Source organism: Streptomyces griseus, from assembly GCF_001715295.1.
Classification (GTDB): domain Bacteria; phylum Actinomycetota; class Actinomycetes; order Streptomycetales; family Streptomycetaceae; genus Streptomyces; species Streptomyces griseus_G.
On record NZ_MDKB01000005.1, the window covers coordinates 314,392 to 339,047 of the forward strand.

A 24,656-nucleotide genomic window follows, 5' to 3' on the forward strand; every position below is an offset into this window, starting at 1 on the left:
GCCGGGCGGGGGCCGCACGAGGCCGGTTCGGCGGACCGGCCTCGTGCGGGCGTTCACCCCGCCGAGCCGTCCCCGTCCCCCAGGTGCCCCTCGGCCCGTCTCACCGGGGTGGCGGGCCGACGCTCGGTGATCCAGCGGGCGGCGAGGAGTCCCGATCCCGCGGTGAGGACGGCCGCGGCGATCACGGTGGCGTTCAGACCGAGCCGGTCGGCGAGGACTCCGGCGACCAGGGCACCGGCGGCGTAGCCGATGTCACGCCAGAAGCGGTAGGTGCCCAGGGCATTGGCGCGCCACGCGGGGTGCGCGTGGTCGGAGACGGTCGCGAGGAGGGCCGGGTAGACCATGGCGGTGCCCAGGCCCAGGAGGACCGCCGAGAGGACTCCGGCGAGCAGGGGGCGGTCCAGGAGGGCGAGGGCCACGACGAAGCCGCCTGCCTGGACGAGCATGCCGGTCACGATGAGGGGCTTGCGGCCGACGCGGTCCGCGAGGTGGCCGGCCGGGATCTGGCCGATGCCCCACAGGAGGGGGTGAAGCCCCTTGATCAGGCCCACGGCGGCCAGCCCCAGACCGTGGTCGGTGAAGAGCAGGGGGAAGACGCCCCAGGTGAGGCCGTCGTTGAGGTTGTTGACCAGCCCCGCCTGACCGGCACCCCGCAGGGAGCGGTCCCGCCAGGAGGTGCGGGTGAAGGTGGCCTTCCAGCCGGTGTCCTCGCCGGTGTCCGGCGGTGTGGAGTGGTGGGCGAGTTCGAGGGCGACGTGTGCGGCGGTGTCGCGGACCAGGAGGGCGAGAGCGAGGCCGGCGACGACGAAGACGACGCCGACGAGCTCGGGGAGAGGGCGCAGGCCGTAGCCGGTGGCGAGGTAGCCGGTGACCAGGGCGGTCACCCCGAGGGCGGTGTATCCGGCGGCCTCGTTCAGGCCGGTGGCCAGTCCCCGGCGGGCGGGGCCCACGAGGTCGATCTTCATGGTGACGGTCATCGACCAGGTGAGGCCCTGGTTCAGGCCGAGCAGGACGTTGGCGGCGACGATCCAGCCCCACGAGGGCGCGTACGCGAGAGCGAAGGGGACGGGTACGCCGATCAGCCAGCCCGTCACGAGCAGCTGTTTGCGGCGGTAGCGGGCGGTGAGCGCCCCGGCCGCGAGGTTGGTCAGGGCCTTGGTGAGTCCGAAAGCGATGATGAAGGAGAAGACGGCCAGATCACTGGTCAGGCCGAACGTCTCGGAGCCGATCAGCGGCACGGTCGTGCGTTCCGAGCCGACCAGAGCGCCCACAGCCGCGGTCACGACGACCAGCAGGGTGAACTGGAGCCGGTTCTCGCGCAGACCCAGCCGTACCGGACGGAGGGACGCGCCGGCCGGTGCGGCGGCCGCGGTGGGGGTGCTTCTCACGGGCGGGGGTCCTCGCAGCCTGGGTCGGAGCAGCGGCGGTGAGCGGCCGGGTGTCCGGTCCGCAGAGAACCGCACCGTCCAGCGGCGCGGTCCGCATACATGCACTCCAACATACCCCCACCCGTATTTTCACGAACCTCGGGACAGCGCGGTCCACCTGTGATCCAGGATACCCAGGGGGGTATTTGACTTCGCGGTCGGAGCAACCTTACGGTCGAGTACGTAAATACCCCCCGGGGTACCGCGAGGTGAGGGAGCTCCCATGCACGAAGTAGACGTGGACGTCTTCGCCGCCGCACTGGCCGGCGGTGCGTTCGCCATCGACGTCCGCGAGCCCGACGAGTACGCGGCCGGTCATGTACCGGGCGTCCACAGCGCACCGCTGTCCGCGTTCGGCTCCGCTCTCGACGTCCTGCCCGCCGGCCGGTGTACGTGATCTGCGCGAGCGGCAACCGGAGCCTCCGGGCCGCCGAGCACCTCGCGGCCCGCGGCGTGGACGCGCTCTCCGTCACGGGCGGCACCGCGGGCTGGGCCCGCACCGGCCGGCCCCTGGCGGGCGGCTCGCCCGCCTGACCACCGGCCCGGCAGGCCGGCCCCGGCCCGCCGGGCACACGACCGCCCCGCCCCCTTACGCACCCGCGATCGCGGGGTGCACCTTCCACCAGGAGGAATTCGCCGTGTTCTTCACCCAGTACTACCTCGACTGCCTCTCCCAGGCCTCGTACATGATCGCCGACGAGACGACGGGGAAGGCGGTGGTCGTCGACCCGCGCCGGGACGTCTCCGAGTACCTGGCCGACGCCCGCGCCCGTGGGCTCACCGTGGTCGGCGTGATCAACACCCACTTCCACGCCGACTTCGTCGCCGGTCACCTGGAGATGGCGGACGCGACCGGCGCGTGGATCGGCTACGGCCGCCGCGCCGAGACCGAGTACCCGATCCGCAAGCTGGCCGAGGGCGAGCGGCTCTCGCTGGGCGACGTGACCCTGGAGATCATGGAGACCCCGGGCCACACCCCGGAGTCGATCAGCGTCCTGGTGTACGAGAAGGCCGATGACACCGTCCCGTACGGCGTCCTGACCGGCGACGCGCTCTTCATCGGCGACGTGGGCCGGCCCGACCTGCTCGCCTCGGTGGGCGTGACCGCCGAGGAACTGGGCGGGATGCTCCACGACAGCGTGCAGCGCAAGCTGATGGGGCTGCCGGACGAGGTCCGGGTCTTCCCCGCCCACGGCGCCGGATCGGCCTGCGGCAAGAACCTCTCCACGGAGAAGCAGTCGACCATCGGCGAGCAGCGTGCCACCAACTACGCCTGCGCCCCGATGAGCCGCGAGGAGTTCGTCGCACTGGTCACCGCCGGCCAGTCCTCCGCGCCCGGCTACTTCGCCTACGACGCGGAACTCAACCGCAAGGACCGCGTCCGCTACGACGCGACGGCGACGGCCAGGCCGCTGACGCTCGAGGAGTTCACCGGGCTGAGGGAGACGGGTGCGGTCGTCGTCGACGCCCGCGACCCGCAGGAGTTCGCCGCCGGGCACCTGGGCGGCGCGGTCAACGTACCCGCCGACGGCCGGTTCGCCGAACAGGCCGGCACCGTCCTGGACCCGGCCGACGAGCTCGTCGTCATGGCCGCGCAGAACCGCGAGGAGGAGGTCGTGACCCGCCTCGCCCGCATCGGCTTCGACCGGGTGGTGGGCTACCTGCGCAACCCCGAGGACGCCCTCAGGGTGATGGAGAGCGAGGTCGTCCCCGCCAGCCGCCTGACCGCCGCCCAGCTGAAGGCCGCCCTCACCGGAGACAACCCGCCCGTCGTCGTGGACGTCCGCACCTGCGGCGAGCGCGAGGCCAACGGCTTCATCCCCGAGGCCCTGCACATCCCTCTGAGCGAACTGACCGCGCGCACCGCCGAACTGCCCGCGGACCGGCCCCTGGTCCTGCACTGCGCGGGCGGCCACCGCTCGTCCATCGCGGCCAGCCTGCTGCGCAGCCGCGGCGTGCAGGACGTGTCGGACATCCTCGGCGGCTACGCGGCCTGGGCGCTCTCCAGGCAGTCGGCCGACACGGTCTGACCGCAGCACCCCGGCCCCTCGGGGCCTGCTCACCGGAGCCCGAGGCCGCGACCGGCCTCGGCACCCCACACGCCACGCGTACCCCCCGTACGCGGGACGACCTGAAACGGAATCCCATGAACAACACCCCCGCCCCTGCCCTCTCGATCGGCCCCGCCGTGCTCCATCGGCTCACCCAGGAAGGACGGGCGCCGCGCCTGCTGGACGTGCGCACGCCCGGCGAGTTCCGTACGGCGCACATCCCCGGCTCGTACAACGTGCCCCTGAACACGCTGCGCGAGCACCGTGCGGAGCTGCTGGACCACCTCGACGAGGATGTCGTGCTCGTCTGCCGCTCGGGCCAGCGTGCCGCCCAGGCCGAGAAGGCGCTGTCCGAGGCCGGTCTGCCGAACCTGCGGGTGCTGGAGGGCGGGATCGTCGCCTGGGAGACCGCCGGTGCGCCCCTCAACCGAGGGCCCGAGCGCTGGGACATGGAGCGTCAGGTCCGCCTCGTCGCCGGGTCGATCGTCCTGACCACCGGCCTCGTCGGGATCTTCGTCCCGGGCGCACACCTGATCGGTACCGCGGTCGGTGCCGGCCTGACGTACGCCGCGCTCAGCAACTCCTGCGCCATGGGCGTCCTGTTGTCGAAGCTCCCCTACAACCGCGGCCCGCGAGCTGACATCCGTACGGTGATCGCGGAGCTGCGGAGTACGCCGTGACCGCCCTGGTCCTGGCCGCTTCCCTGCTCGTCGGCGTCAGCCTCGGTGTGCTCGGCGGCGGCGGGTCGATCCTGACAGTGCCGATCCTGGTCTACCTGGCCGGGCAGGGCACCAAGGAGGCGATCGCCACCTCGCTGTTCGTGGTCGGGGTCACGAGCCTGGCCGCGCTGGTCCCCCACGCCCGGGCCCGCCGGATCCGCTGGCGGACCGGTCTGCTCTTCGGCGGGTTCAGCATGGTCGGCGCGTACGGCGGCGGACGTGTCGCGGAGTACATCCCGGGCACGGTACTCCTCGTCGCCTTCGCCCTGATGATGCTGGCCACCGCGGTCGCGATGCTCCGCAAGCCACGCGAGGGCCGGAGCAGGACGCGGCCCGCCCACCACGACCTGCCGGTGAAGCACATCGCGGTGGAGGGTCTGGTCGTCGGCGCGGTGACGGGCCTGGTGGGCTCCGGCGGCGGATTCCTCGTCGTCCCGGCCCTGGCCATACTCGGTGGGCTCCCGATGAGCATCGCGGTCGGCACCTCGCTCCTGGTCATCGCGATGAAGTCCTTCGCGGGCCTGGCCGGCCACCTCTCGGGCGTCGAGATCGACTGGCGCCTGGCTCTGACCGTGACGGCCGTCGCGGTGGTGGGCAGTCTGATCGGCGGCAGGGTGGCGGGCCGTATCCCCCAGGAGACGCTCCGCAAGGCCTTCGGCTGGTTCGTCGTGGTCATGGGCGTCTTCGTCCTCGCCCAGCAACTCGACACCGGCGTCTGGACCCACCCGGCCACCTGGGTGGGGCTCGGTACCGTGCTGGCCGCCGCGGTGACGGCCCGGGTACGGCGGACCTCCAAGGGCGGTGAACCTGATCCGGCCGTCACCGCGCAAGGACACGAGCACACCTCGGTGAAGTCCTGATTCATACCCCTTCGGGTATCTTTGTTCAGGGGGGGTGAAGGAGGAACTGTCATGCAGGTGGACGAAGAATCGGTCAGGCCTGTACTGAACCGTCTACGCCGGGCGCAGGGACAGCTGGCAGCAGTGATCACTGCGGTCGAGAGCGGCCGCGACTGCAAGGACGTCGTCACCCAACTGGCCGCCGTCTCCCGGGCCCTGGACCGGGCCGGGTTCAAGATCGTGGCGAGCGGGATGCGGCAGTGCCTCGCCGAAGGCTCCGACGCTCCGCCCATGACGCAGGAGGAACTGGAGAAGCTCTTCCTCGCCCTGGCCTGACAGGAAGGCCTGCGGAGAGGTGGTCAGCATTCCTCGGCAGGCTTGTCCGGCCCCTCCTCCCGCACGGTGCTTTCGCCGGGCGGGAGGAGGGGCCGTCAGCACGTCCGGGCTCCCGGTCGGGCCTCCGCCGGCGTGTGCCCCTCAGACGCGCGGAGGCTCCGGTCCGCGCCGCGGTGCCCCCGGCCCCTGTCTCCGGCCCCTGTCTCCGGCCGGCCAGGCGTGAGCGCCGGCCACCGGCCGGTGCGCCCGCCTCCGCACGCACCGTCGCCCGCCTCGATCGCTTCGCGTCCGAGGCGGTCCCGCTGCCGGGGGTACACGCCCGGCGCGGTGGTCGACCGGCCCGGTGCGGGGACGCGGCTCAGCAGATGGCGGCCTGCGGGTGCGTCGGGCTGAGGTAGTGGACGGCGCTCTGCGCGCAGTGTCCGTCGAGCAGTTCCTGCAGTTCGCCGACGGCGGCCTTGAGGAGGTGTCCGTCCGCAGTGGCGCGGAGTGTCTCGAGGACGAAGGCGACCTGGGTGGAGTCCTCGGTGACGCGGGTGCGGTGCGCGTCGCGGTGGTTCCAGTGCCGGGTGAGGACGTCGGTGCTGTCGGTGCAGATGATCTCGCCCGCCTTGGGGTGCTCGACGGCGTCGGGTTCCCCGAGGGGGGTGAAGGTCTCACCGCCGTCGGCGTAGCGGATGTCGACGTCCCCCGTGACCTGGCCGAGGTCGAAGGCGCCGACGGGCAGCCCGTGGCGGACGGAGACGACGTTGTAGGAGTCGACGGCGGGGCTGATACGCGGCAGGGTGCCCTTCTTCGTCAGACGGCGTCCCAGGGCGTCGACGCTGGGCCGGATGCGGCGGGGGTTGGTACCGAAGGAGCGGTAGGCGGTGTGCCACGCCTCGATGCGGGGGTCGGTCTCGTCCGCGGGCTGCCAGGTGCCGTCCGCGAGTTGCTGCTCCAGTTCCTGCTGCGCGGCGGTGGTGGCAGGCCAGGGCTCCCGGCCCCGCAGGCCGGTGGCGGTGAGGACGGCGATCAGGGTGTCGGGAAAGGCGTCCGCGACGGCGGCGTCGATGCGGAAGGTGGTCATCAGGGAGTCCGTTCCATGGTGGGTGCGGGCGGTGCGGCGAGCGGGGAGTCAGATGTCCAGATGCCTCCGGGCGGCGGTTACGCGGCCGGGTCGTGTGATGCCGTACCGCACAACAACCCGGCCGCCGGACTCCGGCGGCCGGGACGTACTCCTGATACATGCAGCAACTGACGCCCGATCATGCGGCGTGAGGACAGCGGGATGTGTTGTCGCATTATCCGGACCGCGTCACCCCGGTCAAGACCGGCAACCACGGTGGTGGCCGACGTGCGGCACGAGCGATTCCCGGGCACGGCGCCGCCCACCGGCACGGGAGGGGCCACGCCCCACCGCCGAGCGCTGTGCGCGCCTCGGCCGGATCACTACTGCCACGGCTGCTGCGTGCTCGCGGGGAACGGGGTACCCGAAGGGTGGGGTTCTTCTACTGCGTCAGCGTTGGTGTGCGCCGGTTTCTCTCGGCCCGCACTTCGATCAGGGACACCGCGATCGCGGCCAGGAGCAGGGGGAAGGCGACCGCGTTCGCGACCTGGGGGATGTCGGCGGCTCGCAGCAGGCTTGCTGCGATGGACAGCACAAGAAGGCTGATGGGGAGGAACCTGCGCCACGCGGGCAGGCCGCGCATTCCGGCGACGCGCACCGAGTACCACAGGGTGAAGCCGAGTATGCAGATTCCGATGATGGCGATGACGAACAGCATGAGTGTCTCCCGTGCGGGGGTTGATGCATCGTGACCAGACGCAGCGCCTTGCCCGTGCCGACAGCGTCTGAGCGGCAAGGCCGGACTCGGTCTCTCAGTCCGGTCACCTGCCACGCAACGACTCTGAGTCGATCAATCCCAGATGCCCGAGTTCAACGGAGCGTAGTCAGCACCATGTCAGCACGGGACAGGTGAGGACGGATGATGACGTGGGATTTTAGTCAGCACCAAACCAGCACGGGAGTCAGCACGGCACCGTCAAATCGTGCTGAACTACGCGTCCCGGACGGCACTCGTTTCGACCACCACCGATGCCCTGAGACGCCTTTCCACGAGCCGGCATGGTGGCCGCACGCACACCCGGCCCTCCAACTATGTTGTCCCGCCACATGTGCGCCTGACCTGCGGATTCCTACGGTGTGGCGACACGCAACCGTCCCCGTTACACCCCAGGAAGTGGTGCCGATGTCGTCGCCCGCAGCCGCTCCACCAGCCCCGAACAACCTCAAGCGCATCGTCGCCGCGTCCCTCATCGGCACCACCGTCGAGTGGTACGACTTCTTCCTCTACGGATCGGCCGCCGCGCTGGTCTTCAACAAGTTGTTCTTCCCCGACTCCGACCCGCTCGTCGGCACCCTCCTCTCCTTCCTCACCTACGCGGTCGGCTTCGCCGCCCGCCCCCTCGGAGCCCTGGTGTTCGGGCATTACGGGGACCGGCTCGGGCGCAAGAAGCTGCTGGTGCTCAGCCTGCTGATGATGGGCGGCGCGACGTTCGCCATCGGGCTCCTGCCGACGCACGCCACCGTCGGCTCCGCCGCCCCCGTCCTGCTCACCGTCCTGCGACTGGTTCAGGGGTTCGCCCTCGGGGGCGAGTGGGGCGGCGCCGTGCTGCTGGTGTCCGAACACGGGGACGCCCGGCGGCGCGGGTTCTGGGCGTCGTGGCCTCAGACGGGCGCGCCCGCCGGTCAGTTGCTCGCCACCGGGGTGCTCTCCGCCCTCACCGCGCTCATGTCCGAGTCCGCCTTCGAGTCGTGGGGCTGGCGCATCCCCTTCCTGCTCTCCGGGGTGCTGGTGATCCTCGGCCTGTGGATCCGTCTCTCCGTCGATGAATCACCTGTCTTCAAGGCCGCGCTGGCCCAGGCCGCGCAGCGCAAGGCCGACGCCGCGCCCGCCGAGAAGATGCCGCTGGTGGCCGTGCTGCGGCACCACTGGCGTGATGTGCTGATCGCCATGGGCGCGCGCATGGCCGAGAACATCAGCTACTACGTGATCACCGCGTTCATCCTCGTGTACGCGACGACAGCCGCCGATCTGAGCAAGCAGACGGCGCTCAACGCCGTACTCGTCGCCTCCGCCGTGCACTTCGCCGTGATCCCGCTGTGGGGCGCGCTGTCCGACCGGGTGGGGCGCCGGCCCGTCTATCTGATCGGGGCGGTCGGCGTGGGGCTGTGGATGTTCCCGTTCTTCGCGCTGATCGACAGCCGGAGTTTCGGCAGCCTGCTGCTCGCCGTCACCGTGGGGCTGGTCTTCCACGGCGCGATGTACGCACCGCAGGCGGCGTTCTTCGCGGAGATGTTCGCGACGCGGATGCGCTACTCGGGCGCGTCGATCGGCGCCCAGTTCTCTTCGGTCGCGGCCGGGGCCCCGGCACCCCTCATCGCCACCGCGCTCCTCGCCGAGTTCGACAGTTCGACGCCGATCGCGCTGTACGTGATCGCGGCCGCGCTGATCACCGTCCTGGCGATCGTGTGCGCCAAGGAGACCAGGAACCGGGACCTCGAGGACCTGGAGGCAGGCACCGGAGCGCCCGCGGATTCCGGGGACCGGACGGCGCTGCCCACCGACGCGCGCCCGGTCTGACACCGGACGCCGACAACCGACGGGCCTGCGTCCGCCGTACGGGCGGAGGCAGGCCCGTCGCTCACCCGCGGGGCGTCGGCTCGAACCAGGTGGGCCCGTCGGTGAGTGACTGCTTGATCCGGAACAGTGAGAACTCGCTGAGCGGCGGCAGCGCGTCGACGGAGAACCACGCGACCTCCAGCGACTCGTCGTCGTTCACCCGCGCCTCGCCGCCGGTCGCCCGGCAGCGGAAGGTGACGTCAAGGTACTGGCACCGGTCCCCGTTGGCGTACTGCACCGGCTTCAGGGCCTGGGTGAGCACGACCCGCTCGGCGACGCAGCGCACGGCCGTCTCCTCGTACACCTCTCGCTCCGCCGTCGCCGCGGGTTCCTCCCCGGGCTCGGAGATGCCGCCGATCACCGACCACTTGCCGGTGTCGGACCGGCGGCCGAGGAGGACCCGCCCTTCGTCGTCGAACACGACCGCGGTGACGCCCGGCAGCAGGAGCAGCTGATGTCCGGCGGTCGCGCGGATGGCGCGGATGAAGTCGGGAGTAGCCATGCGACGAGCCTACGTGGCCGCCGGGACCTCACGCGGCCCTGTCCGCCGGTCCTTCCCGGCGCGCACCGCCCGGGCGGCCGCCCGGCCGAGCCCGGCGACGGCGACCAGCGCGAGGAGTCCCTCGGGAAGCGCCCCCATCCGGGTGGCGGGCGTGAGCGAGGAACGCAGCGGCACCTCGTCGACCAGGGCGTCCGGGGTGAACATCCTGGTCTTCCGCACGATCGTGCCGTCCGGCCGGATGACCGCGCTCACTCCGCTGGTGACGGGCACGACGACGGAGCGCCCGTGTTCGACCGCCCGGACCTGGGACATCGCGAGCTGCTGGTAGGTCATCTCGCTGCGCCCGAAGGTCGCGTTGTTGCTCGGTACGGCGATCAGCCGGCCGCCGTGCTCGACGGTGTCCCGTACGGCGTCGTCGAACGCCGCCTCGTAACAGGTGACGAAGCCGACCTTCGTGCCCGCGAGATCGAACACGCCGACCTTGCTCCCGGATCCGAAGTCCCGCTGGACCCGGTCGACGTCCTTGCTGAAGAGGCGTACGAACGACCGCATCGGCATGTACTCGCCGAACGGCTGGATGTGCCGCTTGTCGTAGGTGTCGACGGGGCCGTTCTCGGGGTCCCACTGGATCAGGGTGTTGCGGAGGGGCCCGGTGTCGGGCGTCAGGACGGCGCCGACCACGGTGGGGACGCCGATGGCGCGGACGGCCCGGTCGATCGCCTCGCGGGCGTCGGGATTGCGGTACGGATCGAGGTCGGAGGAGTTCTCGGGCCACAGGACGAAGTCGGGCCGGGGCACCTTGCCCGCCTCGACGTCCTGGGCGAGCTGTTCCGTACGGCCGGCGTGGTTGTCCAGTACGGCCCGGCGCTGGGAGTTGAAGTCGAGCCCCAGGCGCGGCACGTTGCCCTGGATCGCGGCCACGGTGGCGGTGCCGTCCTCGGCCGAGTCGTCGACGAGCGGGAGGGTGGCGAGCGCGGCGGCGACGGGGGCGGCGACGGTGACGACGGCCACCACGGCAGCGGTGCGTACGACGGTGCCGTCGGCCCGGTACGCGCGGATCTGGCGCAGGACGGCGAGGAGACCGAAGCCGCACAGCACCACGGCGAAGGAGAGCAGGGGCGTGCCGCCGAGCGCGGCGACGGGCAGGAACGGGCTCTCGGCCTGGCCGAAGGCGATCTTGCCCCAGGGGAAGCCGCCGAACGGGACACGGGCGCGGACCGCTTCGTCCAGGGTCCAGACGGCGGCGGCCCAGACGGGCCAGTACGCGAGGCGGGACACCGCGGCGATCCCGACGCAGCCCACGGCGACGAACAGGGCCTCGGCGAAGGCGAGCGCGAGCCACGGGACCGGGCCGACCTCCTCCCCCGTCCAGTGGAGCAGCGGGAGCATGAACCCGAGGCCCGCGAGGAGGCCGAGGCCCAGCGCGGCCCGCAGTCCCCGGGCGGACAGGACCCAGCCCAGCAGGGCGAAGCCGGGCAGGACCAGCCACCACAGGGGGCGGGGCGGGAAGCTCGCGTAGAGCAGCACGCCGGACAGGACGGCCGCGGCCGGCCGGACGAACCGCTGCCACGGCTTGCTGCCGCGCGGCGCGGGGGCGGACGACGGCTCGACGGTGGTGATGGTGGCGCTCACCTGCCGGAGTCTACGGCGGCCGGCTGTGTGGGTGGCAGCCGCTCCGTCGCGGGCCGTGCCCGGCGGGCCGCCGTTCAGGCGCCGGCTCCGCCGGTGGACTTCCGGGTGGCGGCCGGCAGGTGCAGCCGGTCGCGGATGAACCGCACGGCAGCCTCGGCGTCGTCGACCGTCACGGTGAAGGTCCGGCCGTCCCCCAGCCTCAGCACGAGGGCCTCTCCCCGGCGTACGACGACCGCGGTGCCCTGCTCGGGACGCCAGCGGTACCCCCAGCCGCCCCACTGGCGCGGGGTGACCCTGGGAACGAAATCCGCGCCCACGACATGGGTGAGCAGGATCCGGCGCCGGGGCAGCCCCACGTGGCCGCAGCGCACCTCCAGGGCGTCGCCGTCGACCTTGACCGCCACATGGACGAAGGCGAGGGTGCCGAAGAGGATCAGGAGCCCGGCGGCGAGACAGCCGATGACGGCCATGAGCAGCGGGGCGATCCCCGTGGTCCACGCCGACTCGACGGCGAGCGTGACACCGAGCGCCAGGCAGCCCGCCCCCGCGGCGGCGAGCAGCCACTGGAAGCGGTTGGTGGCCCGGCCCGTCCAGACCGTGGGCGGGGCCTGGCTCGAACCGTGCCGTGCGTTACCGGGGTGGTCCTCCATGCCCAGCAGCGTACCCACGTTCGCGGCTCGCGGCGGGGTGTCCGGGGGCGCACCGGATCGCCGGGGCGGGCCGGTGCGCCGGACTGACGGCCTTCAGGAGGAGGCCTTCGGCGTAGGTCAGAGCGGCTTCCGGCAGGACGGTGGCCTGCCCGCCGTGGAGGACGGCGAGACTGCCGCCGGGTTGGGCCGACGGAGCGGGTACGGCACCGATGCGGCGCAGCGCCTGAGCGGCGACCGCCTCGGCGGAGCCGTACAGGAGGACCGGCGCGCGGCCGGGCCGCCGTACGGCGGCCCGGATCCGTTCGGCGACCAGTTCGTAGTGGGTGCAGCCGAGGACGATGTGCTCCACGTCGTGCGGGGTCAGGGCGGCGGCTGCGGCGACGGCACGGTCGATCGCCGCTTCGTCGGCGTGCTCCACGGCGTCGGCGAGCCCGGGGCAGGGCACCTCGGTCACGCCCACGGAGCCGGCGAAGTCGCGGATCAGCCCCCGCTGGTAGGGACTCCCCGTGGTGGCCGGGGTCGCCCAGATGGCGAGGGGACCGCCGCCCGCGGCGGCGGGCTTGATCGCGGGGACCGTGCCGATGACCGGCAGGTCCGGCTCCAGCTCGGCCCGCAGGGCGGGCAGGGCGTGGACGGAGGCGGTGTTGCACGCGACGATCAGGGCCTGCGGGCGGTGGTCCGCGGCGGCGCGGGCCACGGCGAGGGCGCGGTGGGTCAGGTCCTCGGGCGTACGCGGACCCCAGGGCATCGACCCCGGGTCGGACGACAGCACCAGATCGGCGTCGGGCCGCAGGCGGCGTACGGCGGCCGCGGCCGCCAGGAGGCCGATTCCCGAGTCCATGAGTGCGATCTTCACCCGGTCACCATAGTCGACCACCCTTGCGCTCCCGCCGCAGTGGTGCAGACTTCGGCGGATGAGCGACGTTGCCTGGATCGCCGTGGGTTCGCTGGTCGTGTGGGTGTGGCTGCTGCTGGGGCAGGGGTTCTTCTGGCGGACCGACCAGCGGCTGCCGCGCCGTGCCGACCCGGTGCGCTGGCCGTCGGTGGCCGTGATCGTGCCCGCTCGGGATGAGGCCGAGGTGCTGCCGGTGAGCCTTCCGTCGCTGCTCGCCCAGGACTACCCGGGGAAGGCGGAGATCGTCCTCGTCGACGACTGCAGCACCGACGGCACCGGGGACCTCGCCCGCGCGATGTCCGTACGGCTCGGAGGGCTGCCGCTGACCGTGGTGACGCCGGGAGCGCCCGAACCCGGCTGGACGGGCAAACTCTGGGCCCTGCGGCACGGCATCGCGCTGGCCCGGCGGCGGAAGCCCGAGTTCCTGCTGCTGACGGACGCCGACATCGCCCATGAGCCGGACAGTCTGCGGGAGCTGGTGGCAGCGGCCGGGAGCCCCGGAGCAGGAGGCTTCGACCTGGTGTCGCAGATGGCGCGGCTGAGGGTGACGAGCACCTGGGAGCGGCTGGTCGTGCCGGCCTTCGTCTACTTCTTCGCCCAGTTGTACCCGTTCCGCCGGGTCAACAGCGCGAGGTCCCGGACGGCTGCGGCGGCGGGCGGCTGCGTCCTCCTGCGGGCCGGGGCGGCCGAGCGCGCGCGGATCCCCGAGTCCATCCGGCAGGCGGTGATCGACGACGTGTCACTGGCGCGCGAGGTGCGGCGCGGCGGCGGGCGGATCTGGCTGGGACTCGCGGACCGTGTGGACAGTGTCCGGCCCTATCCCGGGCTGGGCGACCTGTGGCGGATGATCTCGCGCAGTGCGTACACCCAGTTGCGGCACAGTCCCGGGCTGCTGGCGGGCACGGTCCTGGGACTGGTCCTGGTCTACGTGGTGCCGCCCGTCACCCTGGTCACCGGGCTGCTGACGGGGGACGCGCCCGCGGCGTGGGCGGGCGGGGCGGCGTGGGCGGTGATGGCGGGGACGTACATGCCGATGCTCGGGTACTACCGGCAGTCGCTCTGGCTGGCGCCGCTGCTGCCGTTCACCGCGGTGCTCTACCTCCTGATGACGGTGGATTCCGCCGTCCGGCACCACCGGGGGCGCGGGGCGGCCTGGAAGGGGCGTACGTACGCCCGTCCCGAGGCAGCGCCGGAGCCCTGAGGCGGACGGAAGGCGGGGTCACTTGCGGCCGGGAGTCCAGTTCATGCCCCAGCCGTAGGCGGTGTCGACGGTGCGCTGAGGGCTCACTCCGCGCTGGGGGACGAGGTAACGGGCCTCGCGCTGCACGGTGAGGTCGTGGCCGTCGTTGGTGATCAGCGCGAGTGCGCAGACGGTGGAGGGCACCGTGCACTCGTCGAGCGAGAAGTCGATCGCCGCGCCGTTCTGCGGTTGCAGCGTCACGGAGGCGTGCAGGTCGGCGAAACTCCGGGCGCCTTCGTAGATGGTCACGAAGATCAGGACGCGGCGCAGCCGGTCCTGGTGGTCGAGGTTGACCGTGAGGTTCTCGCCCGTGGTGAGAGCGCCGGTGCGGTCGTCCCCGTCGAGGTGGATGTAGGGGGGCCGGCTGAGCGAGCCGAAGGCGTTCCCCAGGGCCTGCACCACCCCCTTGCTCCCGTCGGTGAGTTCGTAGAGAGCGCAGAGATCGAGGTCGAGGTCGGCGTGCATGGCGACGGCCCGGCCGAGTTTCGCGCCCCAGCCCTTGAACTGCTTGCGCACCTCCCAGTTGAGATTGACGCGCAACGCTCCGGACGTGCCGCCCTGTTTCGTCAGCGAGACGGAAGGGGTCTCCTTCGTGAGAGTGACCTTGGTCAGCCTCACCGGTGGGGCGGCGGGGGGAGCCGTCGGGGGTGCGGGGTGGGACGCCGGGGCCGGGCGCTGCGGGGCCGGTTGCCTCGGCGCAGGCTGCCGGGGCGGTCGCTGGGGTTCGTCGACGGAGATGCCGAAGTCCGTGGCCAGGCCTTCGAGCCCGGTGTCGTATCCCTGCCCCACGGCCCGGAACTTCCAGGCGCCCTGACGCAGGTACAGCTCGCCGAGGATGAAGGCGGTCTCGACCGTGGCGTCCGTGCTCTCGAAGCGCGCGATCTCCGAGCCGTCCGCCGTGTCCACGATCCGCACGTACAGGCCGGCGACCCGGCCGAAGGCGCCGCCGTCCGCCGAGGCGGCGACGACGACACGGTCGATCACGGGTTCCATGCGGGAGAAGTCGACGGTGAGGGTGTCCGTCACCCTGTCCGCAGCGGACCGCTTACCTTCGTGGCGCACCGCTCCGGACGAGTGGGCCGGCTGGTTGTAGAAGACGAAGTCCGCGTCGTCGCGTACCTTGCCCGAGACGAGAAGGAGCGCGGAGGCGTCCACGTCCGGGGCACCCGGAGCAGCGTGCCAGCCCAGTTCGACCCGGACGGCCCGAGCCGGTACCGGGACGTTGGTGCCCTTGTGCATGATCATGATCGCCCCCATCTCGAGTCCGGCTTCCCGGAGAGTCTCCCGCCACGCGTGTGACCTGGTTCCAGCGGCTCACGGTCAGGAGTGCGGCGGCCGGCACCGGGCGGCCGATGAGACTCGCGCACTCGCTCCTCACTCGATCATAGGGGCGGTCGGTGCCCGTTCTCCGGAGGTCGCGCGCGCTCTCCGTGCCGGTCCGCAGTGCGGTGCCGTCGCACCGGACGCGACGCGTCGACCGCCCCGAGGGCGCCGGTACTCGTGCCTGTCCGTCGACGGCCGGACGACGGCCGGGGGTGTCCGCCGGTTCCCCGGGCGTGCCCGCGCCGTGGCCGGCCGTCGGCGTCCGGACGACGACGAGGACGGTCGGCCGTCGGCGGCACCGGAAGTGGCGGGGTTACCGGCCGTGCAGCCAGATCCGCAGCGGGCCGACCGGCTCGAAGCCGTGCCGGACGGCTGCCGCCAGGTCCTCTCCCTGTTCGTAGCCGACCACCGGCAGGGCGGGGAACAGCGTGTGCAGCGCGTCCAGTACGACCGGCCAGGCCACGTCGGGGTCGCCGCCCCGCGCGAAGACGTTCGAGACGCCGACCACCCGGCGGCTGCGGCTCGCCACCGCGCCGGCGGCCACTCGGCCGTCGGCGGTGTGTCCGGCGAGCACGAACGTGGCCGGGTCGTCGAGCAGTTCGGGCCGGAAGAGGTCCGCGTTCCCCTCCCCGTCGTCCCAGGCGAGCGCCCAGGCGCGCAGTGTGTCCGGGTCGTCCGCGACCGTCCAGTGGAGCTTGGGCGGCGCCGAGGGTGCACGTGGCGGCCGGTGGATCCACTGTGCCTCGAAGAGGAGGTGGAAACCGGCCGCCCTCAGGTCGAGATCGGCGAAGCTGTCCTTGACCGAGGCGCCGGGCCGGGTGGTGTCGATGCGGGCCGCCAACGCCGTCCCGTCGGCGCCCGGCACGAGCGTCACCGCGTCGGGGTGGAAGAGCGGCGTGCGCGAAGGAGCCGCCCAGATCTGGGGCCCGAACGCGCCCTCCACGCCGTGCGACCGGCTCATCGCCGCGCACCACTCGGCGTTGTTGTGGGCGGCGGCCTGCACCATGAACTGCTCTGGATCTGTCACGAGTCCGGATCATGACGGCCCGGGCCGGGCCGGTCGAGTGCTTTTCCGTCCTCGCCGCCGGGTGCGGTCGGGCCGCGTACCTCCGGGCGTCCGTGGCACTTCCTGCCGGAGGCGGCGTGACAGGGACGTCGCCGGCGCCGACGGGGCGGGGACCGGTCAACAAGGTCTTTTGCGCGGGCTGTTCGGGGGCAGGGCGCGTGGCCGCCGGGAGGCGTCGGTGTCGACCGGTGGCTCAGGTGATCAGGCTCACGTCTTCCCGCGCGGGCCACTGCACCGATAGGGCAGGCCGGTCCCGGCCGGTCCGGACTCCACCACGTCCGCCGGGTCCTCTTCCGGGCGCCGCGTTCACCGTGGGGGCCTACGGGCTCCGCCCGTCCCCGCCCGGCCCCCTCTCCGGTGCGGCCGTACTCTCTCGTGCCGCTTGCACGAGCCGCTTTCCGTGGAGGGACGGCAGTGCCTGTCCGAAACCTCCGGGCGGGCGGGCCGGTTCGGTGCGTCCGGAGCCTGTTCATGGAACTCCCGGCGCCCCCGAAACGTTTTGCGACCCCCGCAATGGCATGGCGGGCCCTCGGCAGAAAGAAGGGGAGTGATCGTCCAGCGGCCGGCCGGGAGTGGCGGCGTAAGGGGAGGCCGCTTTCCCGAAACACGGTGGATACTTCCCGGAAACAGGTGCACGGCACCGCCCGCCGGCCATGGGTGATCGTATGCGCCGGGGCGTGGCGACCGGGCCGCCCGGCGGGGCGCCCGGGGCGGCAAGTAGCCGTGACACGAGGTGTTCTCGTGAAGATCCTGCGGCCTGTGGTCGCCCGCGCCCGGCGGCGAAGCTGTCCCCTACAGCGGGTGACACGTGAATGTGGCCCTTTGTAGCCTCTCCGCCACTTCCCGTCAGCCGAGGACAGCCGTCGACGGAAAAGCCAGCCGTTGTTAACAGGGGCTTTAACCGTGTTTCTGGAGGTCGGACAGACAGAACCAGCATAAAACGGATAACCCCAAAACTGGGACTCCCCAATCAGCACATCGTGGGCTTAACTTATGTGTCATGACCTCCCCCCGCTCCACCTACGGCGGCGGCTACTACGCCGCGCCGTCGTTCCCCGACACCCCGATCTACGACTCCCTGGTCGCCGAGCGGGGTACCCCTCAGATCGCACCGATCCGAGTCCCCGCCGCCTACGACACCGGCAACAGCTACCTGCCGGCCCTGCCGTCGGCGCTCCCGGCACTGCCCGCCGCCCCGTCCCAGCCCACCGGGTCCTACGGCTACCCGCAGCAGACGGCGCAGCCGCAGTACCAGAACGCGGGGATGCAGCAGGCACCGATGATGCAGCCCGCACAGCTGCAGCACGCACCGGCGCCGTACATCCCGCAGCAGCCCGCCGCGCCCCGCGGTTACCAGCCGCAGCCCCAGCAGCCGCGGCCCGGCACGGGGTACGAGGCGATGCGTCCCGCCGCGCCGAGGCCCGCCCCGGCGCCCTCCGCCTACGAGGACCCGTACAACCGCCCGTACCAGGGCCGGGGGTACTGAGCGGGCACGACGGCCCGTCACCGGAGGTGACTGGCACAATGGGCGCATGATCTCTCCCGTGGTCAGGGACGTCTGCGTCCACCCGGTGAAGGCGCTGGCGGCGTGCGCGGTCGACGAGGCCGCCGTCGAGCCATGGGGACTCGGCGGTGACCGGCGGTGGATGCTGATCGACCGCGACGGCACGGCGGTGACGCAACGTCAGGAGCCGCGGCTGGCCCTGTTGTCGGCCCGGCCGCTGCCGGGCGGCGGAGTCACGTTGTCGGCGCCCGGCAGCGCGTCGCTGGTGGTGGACGTGCCCGATCCGGTCCGCACGGTGGTCACGGAGCTGTTCAGGAGCAAGGTCGAGGTCGTGGAGGCCGCCGAGGCCGCGCACGCCTGGTTCGGCGCCCGTCTGGGGGCAGAGGTCCGGCTGGTCCATCTCGACGCGCCGGCCCGTCGCAGGCCCATCGATCCGGCCTTCGCGCGCCCGGGCGAAACCGTCTCGCTCGCCGACGGTTTCCCCCTGCTGCTCACCACGCGCGCATCGCTGGACGCCCTGAACGAGCTGGTGGCGCAGGGCGATCACCCGGCGGAGGGCCCGCTTCCGATGAACCGCTTCCGGCCGAACGTGGTCGTGGACGGCACGGCGCCGTGGGCCGAGGACACGTGGCGGCGGATCGCCATCGGGGAGGTCGTGTTCCGCGTGGTGAAGCCGTGCGGTCGCTGTGTCGTCACCACGACCGACCAGCGGACGGCGGAGCGGGGCAGGGAACCCCTGCGTACGCTCGCCCGTCACCGGCGGTCGGGCCAGGGCCCGCTGTTCGGTCAGAACCTCGTTCCCGACACCACGGGCGTGATCCGGGTGGGGGACGCGGTGCGCGTCCTGGACTGACGGCCGCGTCCGCACACGACACCGGCACGTACGACACCGGCACCTGCACACCGGCGCGGGCACGGGCACGGGCACCCACGGCAGCCCCTGCGAAGCCGGGCCGGTGCGCCACCCGCCCCGGGAACCGGCGGGCGGGGGCGGGGCGTTGGAGTGCGTGAGGGTTCCGGCCTCGTGAGGTTGCTCTCTCCTCACCGCTCACGCGGGCACGCCGGAGCCGAACCGGGTCATGACGGATACGGAAGGGGGCGCGTGGCCGTGCGAGCGCTTCTGGGGATCCGGCGGTGGCGGCACAATCCCCTGTGCAGGCCCACCGACCGCCACGAGGCATGGGCGGCGCTGGCCGCTCTGCTCCTGATGGTTCTGGGGGCGCCCGCTCTCGGGTTGCTCTGCGGATCGTTCGCCGACGGCGCCCTCCAGCAGGCGGCACGCGCGCAGCGCGCACACCGCCACCTCACCACGGCCGTCGTGCTGCGCGAGCCCTCCGGGGCGTCGCGCTTCACCCAGGACCAGGAGTCCGCCGTCGCGGGAGACGTCACGCACACCTCCCTGACGGCCGCCTGGAAGGCCCCGGACGGTTCCGGCCGTACGGGCAGGGTCTCGACGGCCTCCCGGGCCACCGCGCCCGGCGACCGGATACGGATCTGGACCGACGACCGGGGCCGCCCCGCGCTGCGCCCCATGGACGCGTCCACCGCCCGCACCCACGCGGTGCTGGCGGGCATCGGCGTCACGCTGCTCGCCGCCGGTCTGGTGGAAACGGCCCGCAGACTGACCGTCCGGCGCATGACGCGGCTGCGGTACGTCCGGCTCGACAGGGCGTGGGCCGCGGCGGGGCCCGACTGGGGCAGGACGGGGACGGGCGGCTGACACCGGGGTAGGCGGCGGACGTATCCCCGGCATCATCCTCACGAACCGTCCGAAGCGGACGCGACGACGGCCGCCCCGTCAACCCTCGTCCCTCACGCGCGCTACGGTGGACCGGCCCGCCCGACTCCTCGGCAGGCGGACCCGGAACCGGCGGCACACGGCGGCATCGGCATGCGGGCGGGCACGAGGCAGCGCACACGGCACGAGGCGGGGGCACATCAGCACCATGGCACAGGGCACGGTCCAGGTGACGCACACCGGCACATCGCGATGGCGGCGCCGCACGGGCGAATACGCTTCCCTCACCGCAGCCCTGGAGGCCGCGGCGGACGGTGACGTCCTGACCGTCGCGCCCGGCACCTACCGGGAGAACCTCGTCCTCCACCGCGCGGTGACCCTGCGCGGTCCCGAGGGGTCCGTCGGTTCGGTGCGGATCGCACCGGTCGACGGTGTACCCCTGACCGTCCGGGCCTCCGCCGTCGTCCAGGACCTCCACCTGGAGGGCCAGGACTCCGCGGCACCGGCCCTCCTCGTCGAGGACGGCGCTCCCGAGCTGTCGGACCTGCGCATCGTGACGAGGTCGGCCGTGGGCGTGGAGGTACGGGGCGCCGCCCGGCCCACCGTGCGCCGCTGCACCGTGGACAATCCGGCCGGCGTGGGTATCGCCGTACTCGACGGCGCCGGGGGCGTGTTCGAGGAGTGCGAGATCGTCTCGGCCGGGCAGTCGGGCGTCTCCGTACGCGACGGCGCCCACCCGAGGCTGGAGCGGTGCCGCGTGCACCACGCGTCCGGAGCGGGCCTGAGCGTGACCGGGGAGGGCAGCGGCCTGGAGGCCGTCGGCTGCGAGATCTACGAGATCAAGGGCAGCGGGGTGCAGGTCACCGCCCGCGGCGCCGCGCACCTCACCGAGTGCACGGTGCACCGCACGTCCGCGGACGGGATCACGCTGGACACCGACGCGGTCCTCACCCTCGCCGACTGCGACATCCACGACATCCCGGAGAACGCGGTCGATCTGCGGTCGCGTTCCGTCCTCACCCTGACCCGTTCCACCGTCCGCAGGTTCGGCCGCAACGGCCTCTCGGTGTGGGACCCGGGCACCCGGGTCGACGCCAACCAGTGCGAGATACACGACAGTACGGGCGACTACCCGGCGGTCTGGGTCAGCGACGGCGCCACGGTGATACTCGACTCCTGCCGCGTCCACGACGTCCCGGACGCCCTCTTCGTCCTCGACCGCGGCTCGCGCGCCGACGTCGTGGACAGCGACCTCTCCCAGATCCGCAACACCGCCGTCTCCGTGAGCGACGGGGCCACCGCCCAGCTCGACGACTGCCGGATCCGCGAGGCGTCCACCGGGGCGTGGTTCCGGGACCACGGAAGCGGCGGCACCCTGAACAACTGCACCATCGACGCCGCGCAGACCGGCGTCATCGTCACCAAGGGCGCCGATCCGACCATCGAACGGTGCACGGTCACCTCACCGGCCGAAGCCGGTTTCTACGTCTCCGCCGAGGGCCGGGGAACGTTCCACAGCTGCCGTGTCACGGGCAGCGAAGGCTACGGCTTCCATGTGATGGACGGCTGCCGCTCCACCCTCACCCGCTGCCGCACCGAGCGATGCGCCCGCGGTGGCTACGAGTTCGCCGACGGCACCACGCTGCACGGTGAGGGACACCCCGGCGGTCCGGTGGTGGAGGAGTGCACGAGCGACGAGAGCGGGCTGCGCACCGCTCCCCCGGCCCCCGCCGTCCTGACGGCGACGCAGACCGCACCCGGTCTGCTGGGCTCGATGCCGGAACAGCGGACCACCACCCCGGCCCCCGTCCCCGCCCCTGCGACCGAACCGGTGCGCGATTCCAGTGCCGTACTCGGCGAACTGGACGCGCTGGTCGGCCTGGACAGCGTCAAGCGCGAGGTCCGGGCGCTGACCGACATGATCGAGGTCGGCCGGCGCCGCCGGCTGGCGGGGCTGAAGGCGGCCTCGGTGCGCCGGCACCTCGTCTTCACCGGATCGCCCGGCACCGGCAAGACCACGGTGGCCCGGCTGTACGGCGAGATCCTGGCCTCGCTCGGGGTGCTGGAGCACGGCCATCTCGTGGAGGTCTCCCGGGTCGACCTGGTCGGTGAGCACATCGGTTCCACAGCCATCCGGACCCAGGAGGCGTTCGACCGGGCGCGCGGCGGGGTGCTGTTCGTCGACGAGGCGTACGCGCTGTCGCCCGAGGACTCCGGACGTGATTTCGGCCGTGAGGCCATCGACACGCTGGTCAAGCTGATGGAGGACCACCGGGACGCGGTGGTGGTGATCGTGGCCGGGTACACGCACGAGATGGAGCGCTTCCTCACCGTCAACCCCGGTGTCGCCTCCCGTTTCTCACGCACGATCACGTTCAGCGACTACCTGCCCGAGGAACTGCTGCGGATCGTCGAGCAGCAGTCCCAGGAGCACGAGTACCGTCTGGCGGAGGGGACGGGGGAAGCGCTGCTCACGTACTTCACCGCGCTTCCCAAGGGCCCGGCCTTCGGCAACGGCCGGACGGCCCGGCAGACCTTCGAGTCGATGGTCGAGCGGCACGCGGGCCGGGTCGCCCAGCTTCCGGAGCCGAGCACGGACGACCTCACCATGCTCTATCCGGAGGACCTCCCCGGGTTCTCCTGAGACTCCTCTCCGGGCAGCCGGGCCGCCTCCCCGGCCTGTCCGGCGCCGGCACCCGCCTGCTGCGGCAGCACGGGCGGCCCGAGGCGTTCCAGGAGAGCGGCGCGCTCCACGGCGAACACGGGGTCCGCCTGGTAGTCCGAGTGCCCCAGCACCGGTTCCGGCAGGGGGTGTTCGGGGGTGCGGCCGTAGACCAGCGGGTCCTTCAGCGGGCCCCGGTCCACCTCCGGTCCCTGGCCCTCGTCGATCAGGACCGGGCCGCCGATCGGGTCCGTCGCGCGCCACAGGTTGCGCCAGCAGTGCACGGAACGGTGCAGCCCGTCCAAGGGAACCGGCCCGAAGTAGGCGGGGAACCAGCGCCCGTACAGCCGCTCGATGGGCGAGCCGTAGGTGAGGAGCGCGACGCGTCGGCGTGCCGTGGCGGGCAGCTGCCAGACCGCGGCGGCGGCGAGCACACTGCCCTGTGAGTGACCGGAGATGACGAGCCTGCCGCGGGTGCGGGCCGTCCAGGCGCACATCCGGGACGAGAGGTCGGGAACGGCGCGCTCGGCGTAGCAGGGAGGTGCGAAGGGATGTGCGGCGCGCGGCCAGAACGTGCCCACGTCCCAGAGGATGCCGATGGTACGGCGGGCGGAGACGTCACGGTAGGCCCTGCGCCCCCAGGTGACGAACAGTATGAAACCGAAGCCGATCATCCACGACCCGGTCGATTGCGCGGCGTCGGCGAGCGATTCGACGAGCGGTCCCGCACCCTCCATCGCCAGACCGGGCACCTGGCCGCTGAGCCATGAGCCGGCCACGGCCACGGCACCGAGCAGCAGGGTGGCACCGGAGAGCAGGCCCACGATCCTGGGCGCGGAGTCGGTGAGCGCGGCCGTGGCCCTGATGCGGGCGATGTGCCGGGTACGGGCCTGGTCGGGGTGTTTCTCGCCGTACTCCGCCTCGATGCGGGGGCCCAGCCGGCGGGCGCGCCGCGCGGTGCGCACCGCGAGCCAGGTGACGGGGACGAGCAGGAGCAGCAGGAGGAGGGGGATGACGGACGCCTGCCAGCTGAGGAGTACGGGCGGGCCGGGTATGGCGGAGCCGCTGCCCATGCCGGGGGTGCCGGGACCGTCGAGCCAGTCGGCGACGCGCTGGGCGATCCCGCCGGTCATCACCCCGCCGAGGGCGCAGGCGAGCATCGCGACCGCGGGTCCGCCGAGGCCGTGGAGGGTGGTGCGCGGCTCGGGGGCACTGCGGTACAGGTTCAGCGCCACGACGGCGAGTACCACCACGAGGACGCCCTGCCCCAGTGCGAGGAGACGGAACGCCGTCTCTCCTGGCAGGGCGCCGGCGGAGGCCCATCCCGGACGTGACCAGGCGGCGTACACCGCGGCGAGGAGCAGCAGGGCCAGCGCGGCCCCGGGCAGGAAGGAGACGGCGGCGCGGTCGAGCCGGTTGTCGAGGCGCCGCTCGCTGCGTCCGCGGCGGCACACCACCGCGACCACGACGAGTCCGCACAGGATCAGGGCCGCCTCGAACAGTCCGCCGGCCACCGCGGGCACGGGCCCGTCGGCGGCCCGGTCGTGCCGGGCTGCGGCTCCCCCGACGGAGGCCGCGATCGTGAGGAACCCCGCCGCGGTGTGCGCTGCGCGCAGCCGGGCCACGAGCCGCCGGCCGTACCAGAAGCCGGGCCGTCCCAGCGCGGGCCGGACAAGGGGGGCGCCGGGCGGTGCGGGCTGCGGCGCCGGGTCCTCGTCGGGTTCGTCCCAGCTCAGCGGGCGCTGCGACTCGTAGGCGCTCCAGGTGCGGTTGGAGAGGTACCACAGGAGCCCCACCAGCGCGGCGGGTACGAGGGAGGCGAGCGCGAGCCGGCGGCCGGGCTGGGACCACCAGCCGTCCTGCCGGCTGGAGAGGAAGCCCAGCCAGGAGTACTCCCCCGCGCACCGGTCCACTCCCGCGCACTGCCAGGCCACCAGGTCGAGGGCCACCTCGCAGGCCGCGGCGGTCAGCAGCACGGTGAGGCTGAGGGCGACGAGCCGTACGACCGTCCCGTACAGGCGGACTGCGGCGGTGCGCTCCCGGGCGGTGGGCCGCATCCAGTGGGCGAGGTTGACGACCATGAAGGGGAGGAGGAGGAGCCACAGGGCGCGGGAACCGTTGCCCGAGGTGAGGTTGGACCAGCAGTAGGCCTCGGCGACGGGTCCTTCCCGTCGCCGGTCCGGGTGCTGCTCGGCCGCGATGTCCTCCGTGCGCCGGTAAATGGCGGCCGTGGTGTCACCGCTGACCCTGGTGGTGCGGCAGTCGCCGAGCATCTCCGAAGGGGTCGTTCCGCCGACGCCGTGGACGAGGAGTTCCAGGGCGGGCCCGGTGCTCTGCGGGGCCTGGGAGGCAGGGGGCAATTGAGGTGTCTCGCTCTCTGGTCCGTCCGGCTCCGCGGGCGGGGACC

At 72.6% G+C, this 24,656-nt stretch carries 22 protein-coding genes; 12 read left to right on the forward strand and 10 right to left on the reverse strand.

Annotated features, from left to right (window positions below; genetic code table 11):
* Positions 1-53 precede the first annotated feature (53 nt).
* The gene (locus tag BA175_RS26190; protein WP_069173983.1) at positions 54-1,388 is read right to left on the reverse strand and encodes an MFS transporter; all 1,335 of its coding nucleotides are present in this window, start codon (positions 1,386-1,388) and stop codon (positions 54-56) included.
* 262 nt (positions 1,389-1,650) lie between these two features.
* On the opposite strand from BA175_RS26190, the gene BA175_RS32040 reads away from it, so the two are divergent.
* The 6 genes from BA175_RS32040 (at position 1,651) to BA175_RS26215 (ending at position 5,372) form a co-directional block, all read left to right on the forward strand.
* Positions 1,651-1,824, forward strand: coding sequence for a rhodanese-like domain-containing protein (locus BA175_RS32040; protein ID WP_254667988.1), 174 nt, complete (start codon positions 1,651-1,653; stop codon positions 1,822-1,824).
* Positions 1,821-1,961, forward strand: coding sequence for a rhodanese-like domain-containing protein (locus tag BA175_RS32045; protein ID WP_254667989.1), 141 nt, complete (start codon positions 1,821-1,823; stop codon positions 1,959-1,961). Before BA175_RS32040 ends, BA175_RS32045 begins: the two co-directional genes overlap by 4 nt.
* A 104-nt stretch (positions 1,962-2,065) precedes the next feature.
* The gene (locus BA175_RS26200) at positions 2,066-3,457 is read left to right on the forward strand and encodes an MBL fold metallo-hydrolase (RefSeq protein WP_069173984.1); all 1,392 of its coding nucleotides are present in this window, start codon (positions 2,066-2,068) and stop codon (positions 3,455-3,457) included.
* Between the two features lie 116 nt (positions 3,458-3,573).
* A complete protein-coding gene (locus tag BA175_RS26205; RefSeq protein ID WP_079159814.1) occupies positions 3,574-4,158 on the forward strand; it encodes a rhodanese-like domain-containing protein in 585 nt (194 codons plus the stop codon).
* Complete coding sequence (locus BA175_RS26210) at positions 4,155-5,057, forward strand: sulfite exporter TauE/SafE family protein (RefSeq protein ID WP_069173985.1); 903 nt, start codon at positions 4,155-4,157, stop codon at positions 5,055-5,057. The genes BA175_RS26205 and BA175_RS26210 overlap by 4 nt, the downstream gene beginning before the upstream one ends.
* Before the next feature lie 51 nt (positions 5,058-5,108).
* Positions 5,109-5,372, forward strand: a complete 264-nt coding sequence (locus BA175_RS26215; protein ID WP_069173986.1) for a metal-sensitive transcriptional regulator — start codon at positions 5,109-5,111, stop codon at positions 5,370-5,372.
* 358 nt (positions 5,373-5,730) lie between these two features.
* Here the strand turns inward: BA175_RS26215 and BA175_RS26220 are convergent, their stop codons facing one another.
* Together BA175_RS26220 and BA175_RS26225 are read right to left on the reverse strand one after the other, a co-directional pair.
* Complete coding sequence (locus BA175_RS26220; protein WP_069173987.1) at positions 5,731-6,441, reverse strand: B3/B4 domain-containing protein; 711 nt, start codon at positions 6,439-6,441, stop codon at positions 5,731-5,733.
* Positions 6,442-6,862: 421 nt separating this feature from the next.
* Positions 6,863-7,138, reverse strand: a complete 276-nt coding sequence (locus BA175_RS26225; RefSeq protein ID WP_069173988.1) for a hypothetical protein — start codon at positions 7,136-7,138, stop codon at positions 6,863-6,865.
* Positions 7,139-7,603: 465 nt separating this feature from the next.
* Between BA175_RS26225 and BA175_RS26230 the strand changes: the two genes are divergently transcribed.
* Positions 7,604-8,998, forward strand: a complete 1,395-nt coding sequence (locus BA175_RS26230) for an MFS transporter (RefSeq protein ID WP_069173989.1) — start codon at positions 7,604-7,606, stop codon at positions 8,996-8,998.
* Between the two features lie 61 nt (positions 8,999-9,059).
* On the opposite strand, the gene BA175_RS26235 is transcribed toward BA175_RS26230, so the two are convergent.
* From BA175_RS26235 to BA175_RS26250, 4 genes are all read right to left on the reverse strand, one after another.
* Complete coding sequence (locus BA175_RS26235) at positions 9,060-9,539, reverse strand: NUDIX hydrolase (protein ID WP_069173990.1); 480 nt, start codon at positions 9,537-9,539, stop codon at positions 9,060-9,062.
* Between the two features lie 9 nt (positions 9,540-9,548).
* Entirely contained in the window at positions 9,549-11,171 is a 1,623-nt protein-coding gene (gene lnt / locus BA175_RS26240) for an apolipoprotein N-acyltransferase (RefSeq protein WP_069173991.1), read from the reverse strand.
* Positions 11,172-11,245: 74 nt separating this feature from the next.
* Entirely contained in the window at positions 11,246-11,821 is a 576-nt protein-coding gene (locus BA175_RS26245; protein ID WP_069174280.1) for a hypothetical protein, read from the reverse strand.
* Positions 11,802-12,677, reverse strand: a complete 876-nt coding sequence (locus BA175_RS26250) for a glutamate racemase (protein ID WP_079159841.1) — start codon at positions 12,675-12,677, stop codon at positions 11,802-11,804. The genes BA175_RS26245 and BA175_RS26250 overlap by 20 nt, the downstream gene beginning before the upstream one ends.
* A 58-nt stretch (positions 12,678-12,735) precedes the next feature.
* Between BA175_RS26250 and BA175_RS26255 the strand changes: the two genes are divergently transcribed.
* A complete protein-coding gene (locus tag BA175_RS26255) occupies positions 12,736-13,917 on the forward strand; it encodes a glycosyltransferase (protein ID WP_069173992.1) in 1,182 nt (393 codons plus the stop codon).
* Between the two features lie 18 nt (positions 13,918-13,935).
* Here the strand turns inward: BA175_RS26255 and BA175_RS26260 are convergent, their stop codons facing one another.
* Together BA175_RS26260 and BA175_RS26265 are read right to left on the reverse strand one after the other, a co-directional pair.
* Positions 13,936-15,213: a TerD family protein gene (locus tag BA175_RS26260; protein ID WP_069173993.1), complete on the reverse strand. Its 1,278-nt coding sequence runs from the start codon at positions 15,211-15,213 to the stop codon at positions 13,936-13,938.
* A gap of 379 nt (positions 15,214-15,592) precedes the next feature.
* On the reverse strand, positions 15,593-16,306 hold the full coding sequence (locus BA175_RS26265) for a hypothetical protein (RefSeq protein WP_069173994.1): 714 nt from the start codon (positions 16,304-16,306) through the stop codon (positions 15,593-15,595).
* A gap of 1,039 nt (positions 16,307-17,345) precedes the next feature.
* Here BA175_RS26265 and BA175_RS26270 point away from each other — a divergent pair.
* From BA175_RS26270 to BA175_RS26285, 4 genes are all read left to right on the forward strand, one after another.
* Positions 17,346-17,831 carry a DUF6643 family protein gene (locus tag BA175_RS26270; RefSeq protein ID WP_069173995.1) on the forward strand — a complete coding sequence of 162 codons (486 nt, stop codon included), beginning with the start codon at positions 17,346-17,348 and terminating at the stop codon, positions 17,829-17,831.
* 46 nt (positions 17,832-17,877) lie between these two features.
* Complete coding sequence (locus tag BA175_RS26275; protein ID WP_069173996.1) at positions 17,878-18,702, forward strand: MOSC domain-containing protein; 825 nt, start codon at positions 17,878-17,880, stop codon at positions 18,700-18,702.
* A 249-nt stretch (positions 18,703-18,951) separates the two neighbouring features.
* Entirely contained in the window at positions 18,952-19,569 is a 618-nt protein-coding gene (locus tag BA175_RS26280) for an Rv1733c family protein (RefSeq protein WP_069173997.1), read from the forward strand.
* A gap of 226 nt (positions 19,570-19,795) precedes the next feature.
* Entirely contained in the window at positions 19,796-22,231 is a 2,436-nt protein-coding gene (locus BA175_RS26285) for a right-handed parallel beta-helix repeat-containing protein (protein WP_069173998.1), read from the forward strand.
* Here BA175_RS26285 and BA175_RS26290 read toward each other — a convergent pair.
* The gene (locus tag BA175_RS26290; protein WP_069173999.1) at positions 22,201-24,609 is read right to left on the reverse strand and encodes a hypothetical protein; all 2,409 of its coding nucleotides are present in this window, start codon (positions 24,607-24,609) and stop codon (positions 22,201-22,203) included. The genes BA175_RS26285 and BA175_RS26290 overlap by 31 nt on opposite strands.
* Positions 24,610-24,656: the final 47 nt, after the last annotated feature.

What these genes read in the sequence shown, in the direction of transcription:
- BA175_RS32040 (WP_254667988.1), top strand. Translation starts at nt 1,651, where the DNA reads ATGCACGAAGTAGACGTGGACGTCTTCGCCGCCGCACTGGCCGGCGGT.
- BA175_RS26205 (WP_079159814.1), top strand. Translation starts at nt 3,574, where the DNA reads ATGAACAACACCCCCGCCCCTGCCCTCTCGATCGGCCCCGCCGTGCTC.
- BA175_RS26215 (WP_069173986.1), top strand. Translation starts at nt 5,109, where the DNA reads ATGCAGGTGGACGAAGAATCGGTCAGGCCTGTACTGAACCGTCTACGC.
- BA175_RS26220 (WP_069173987.1), bottom strand. Translation starts at nt 6,441, where the DNA reads ATGACCACCTTCCGCATCGACGCCGCCGTCGCGGACGCCTTTCCCGAC.
- BA175_RS26225 (WP_069173988.1), bottom strand. Translation starts at nt 7,138, where the DNA reads ATGCTGTTCGTCATCGCCATCATCGGAATCTGCATACTCGGCTTCACC.
- BA175_RS26230 (WP_069173989.1), top strand. Translation starts at nt 7,604, where the DNA reads ATGTCGTCGCCCGCAGCCGCTCCACCAGCCCCGAACAACCTCAAGCGC.
- BA175_RS26235 (WP_069173990.1), bottom strand. Translation starts at nt 9,539, where the DNA reads ATGGCTACTCCCGACTTCATCCGCGCCATCCGCGCGACCGCCGGACAT.
- BA175_RS26245 (WP_069174280.1), bottom strand. Translation starts at nt 11,821, where the DNA reads ATGGAGGACCACCCCGGTAACGCACGGCACGGTTCGAGCCAGGCCCCG.
- BA175_RS26255 (WP_069173992.1), top strand. Translation starts at nt 12,736, where the DNA reads ATGAGCGACGTTGCCTGGATCGCCGTGGGTTCGCTGGTCGTGTGGGTG.
- BA175_RS26260 (WP_069173993.1), bottom strand. Translation starts at nt 15,213, where the DNA reads ATGGGGGCGATCATGATCATGCACAAGGGCACCAACGTCCCGGTACCG.
- BA175_RS26270 (WP_069173995.1), top strand. Translation starts at nt 17,346, where the DNA reads ATGACCTCCCCCCGCTCCACCTACGGCGGCGGCTACTACGCCGCGCCG.
- BA175_RS26275 (WP_069173996.1), top strand. Translation starts at nt 17,878, where the DNA reads ATGATCTCTCCCGTGGTCAGGGACGTCTGCGTCCACCCGGTGAAGGCG.
- BA175_RS26285 (WP_069173998.1), top strand. Translation starts at nt 19,796, where the DNA reads ATGGCACAGGGCACGGTCCAGGTGACGCACACCGGCACATCGCGATGG.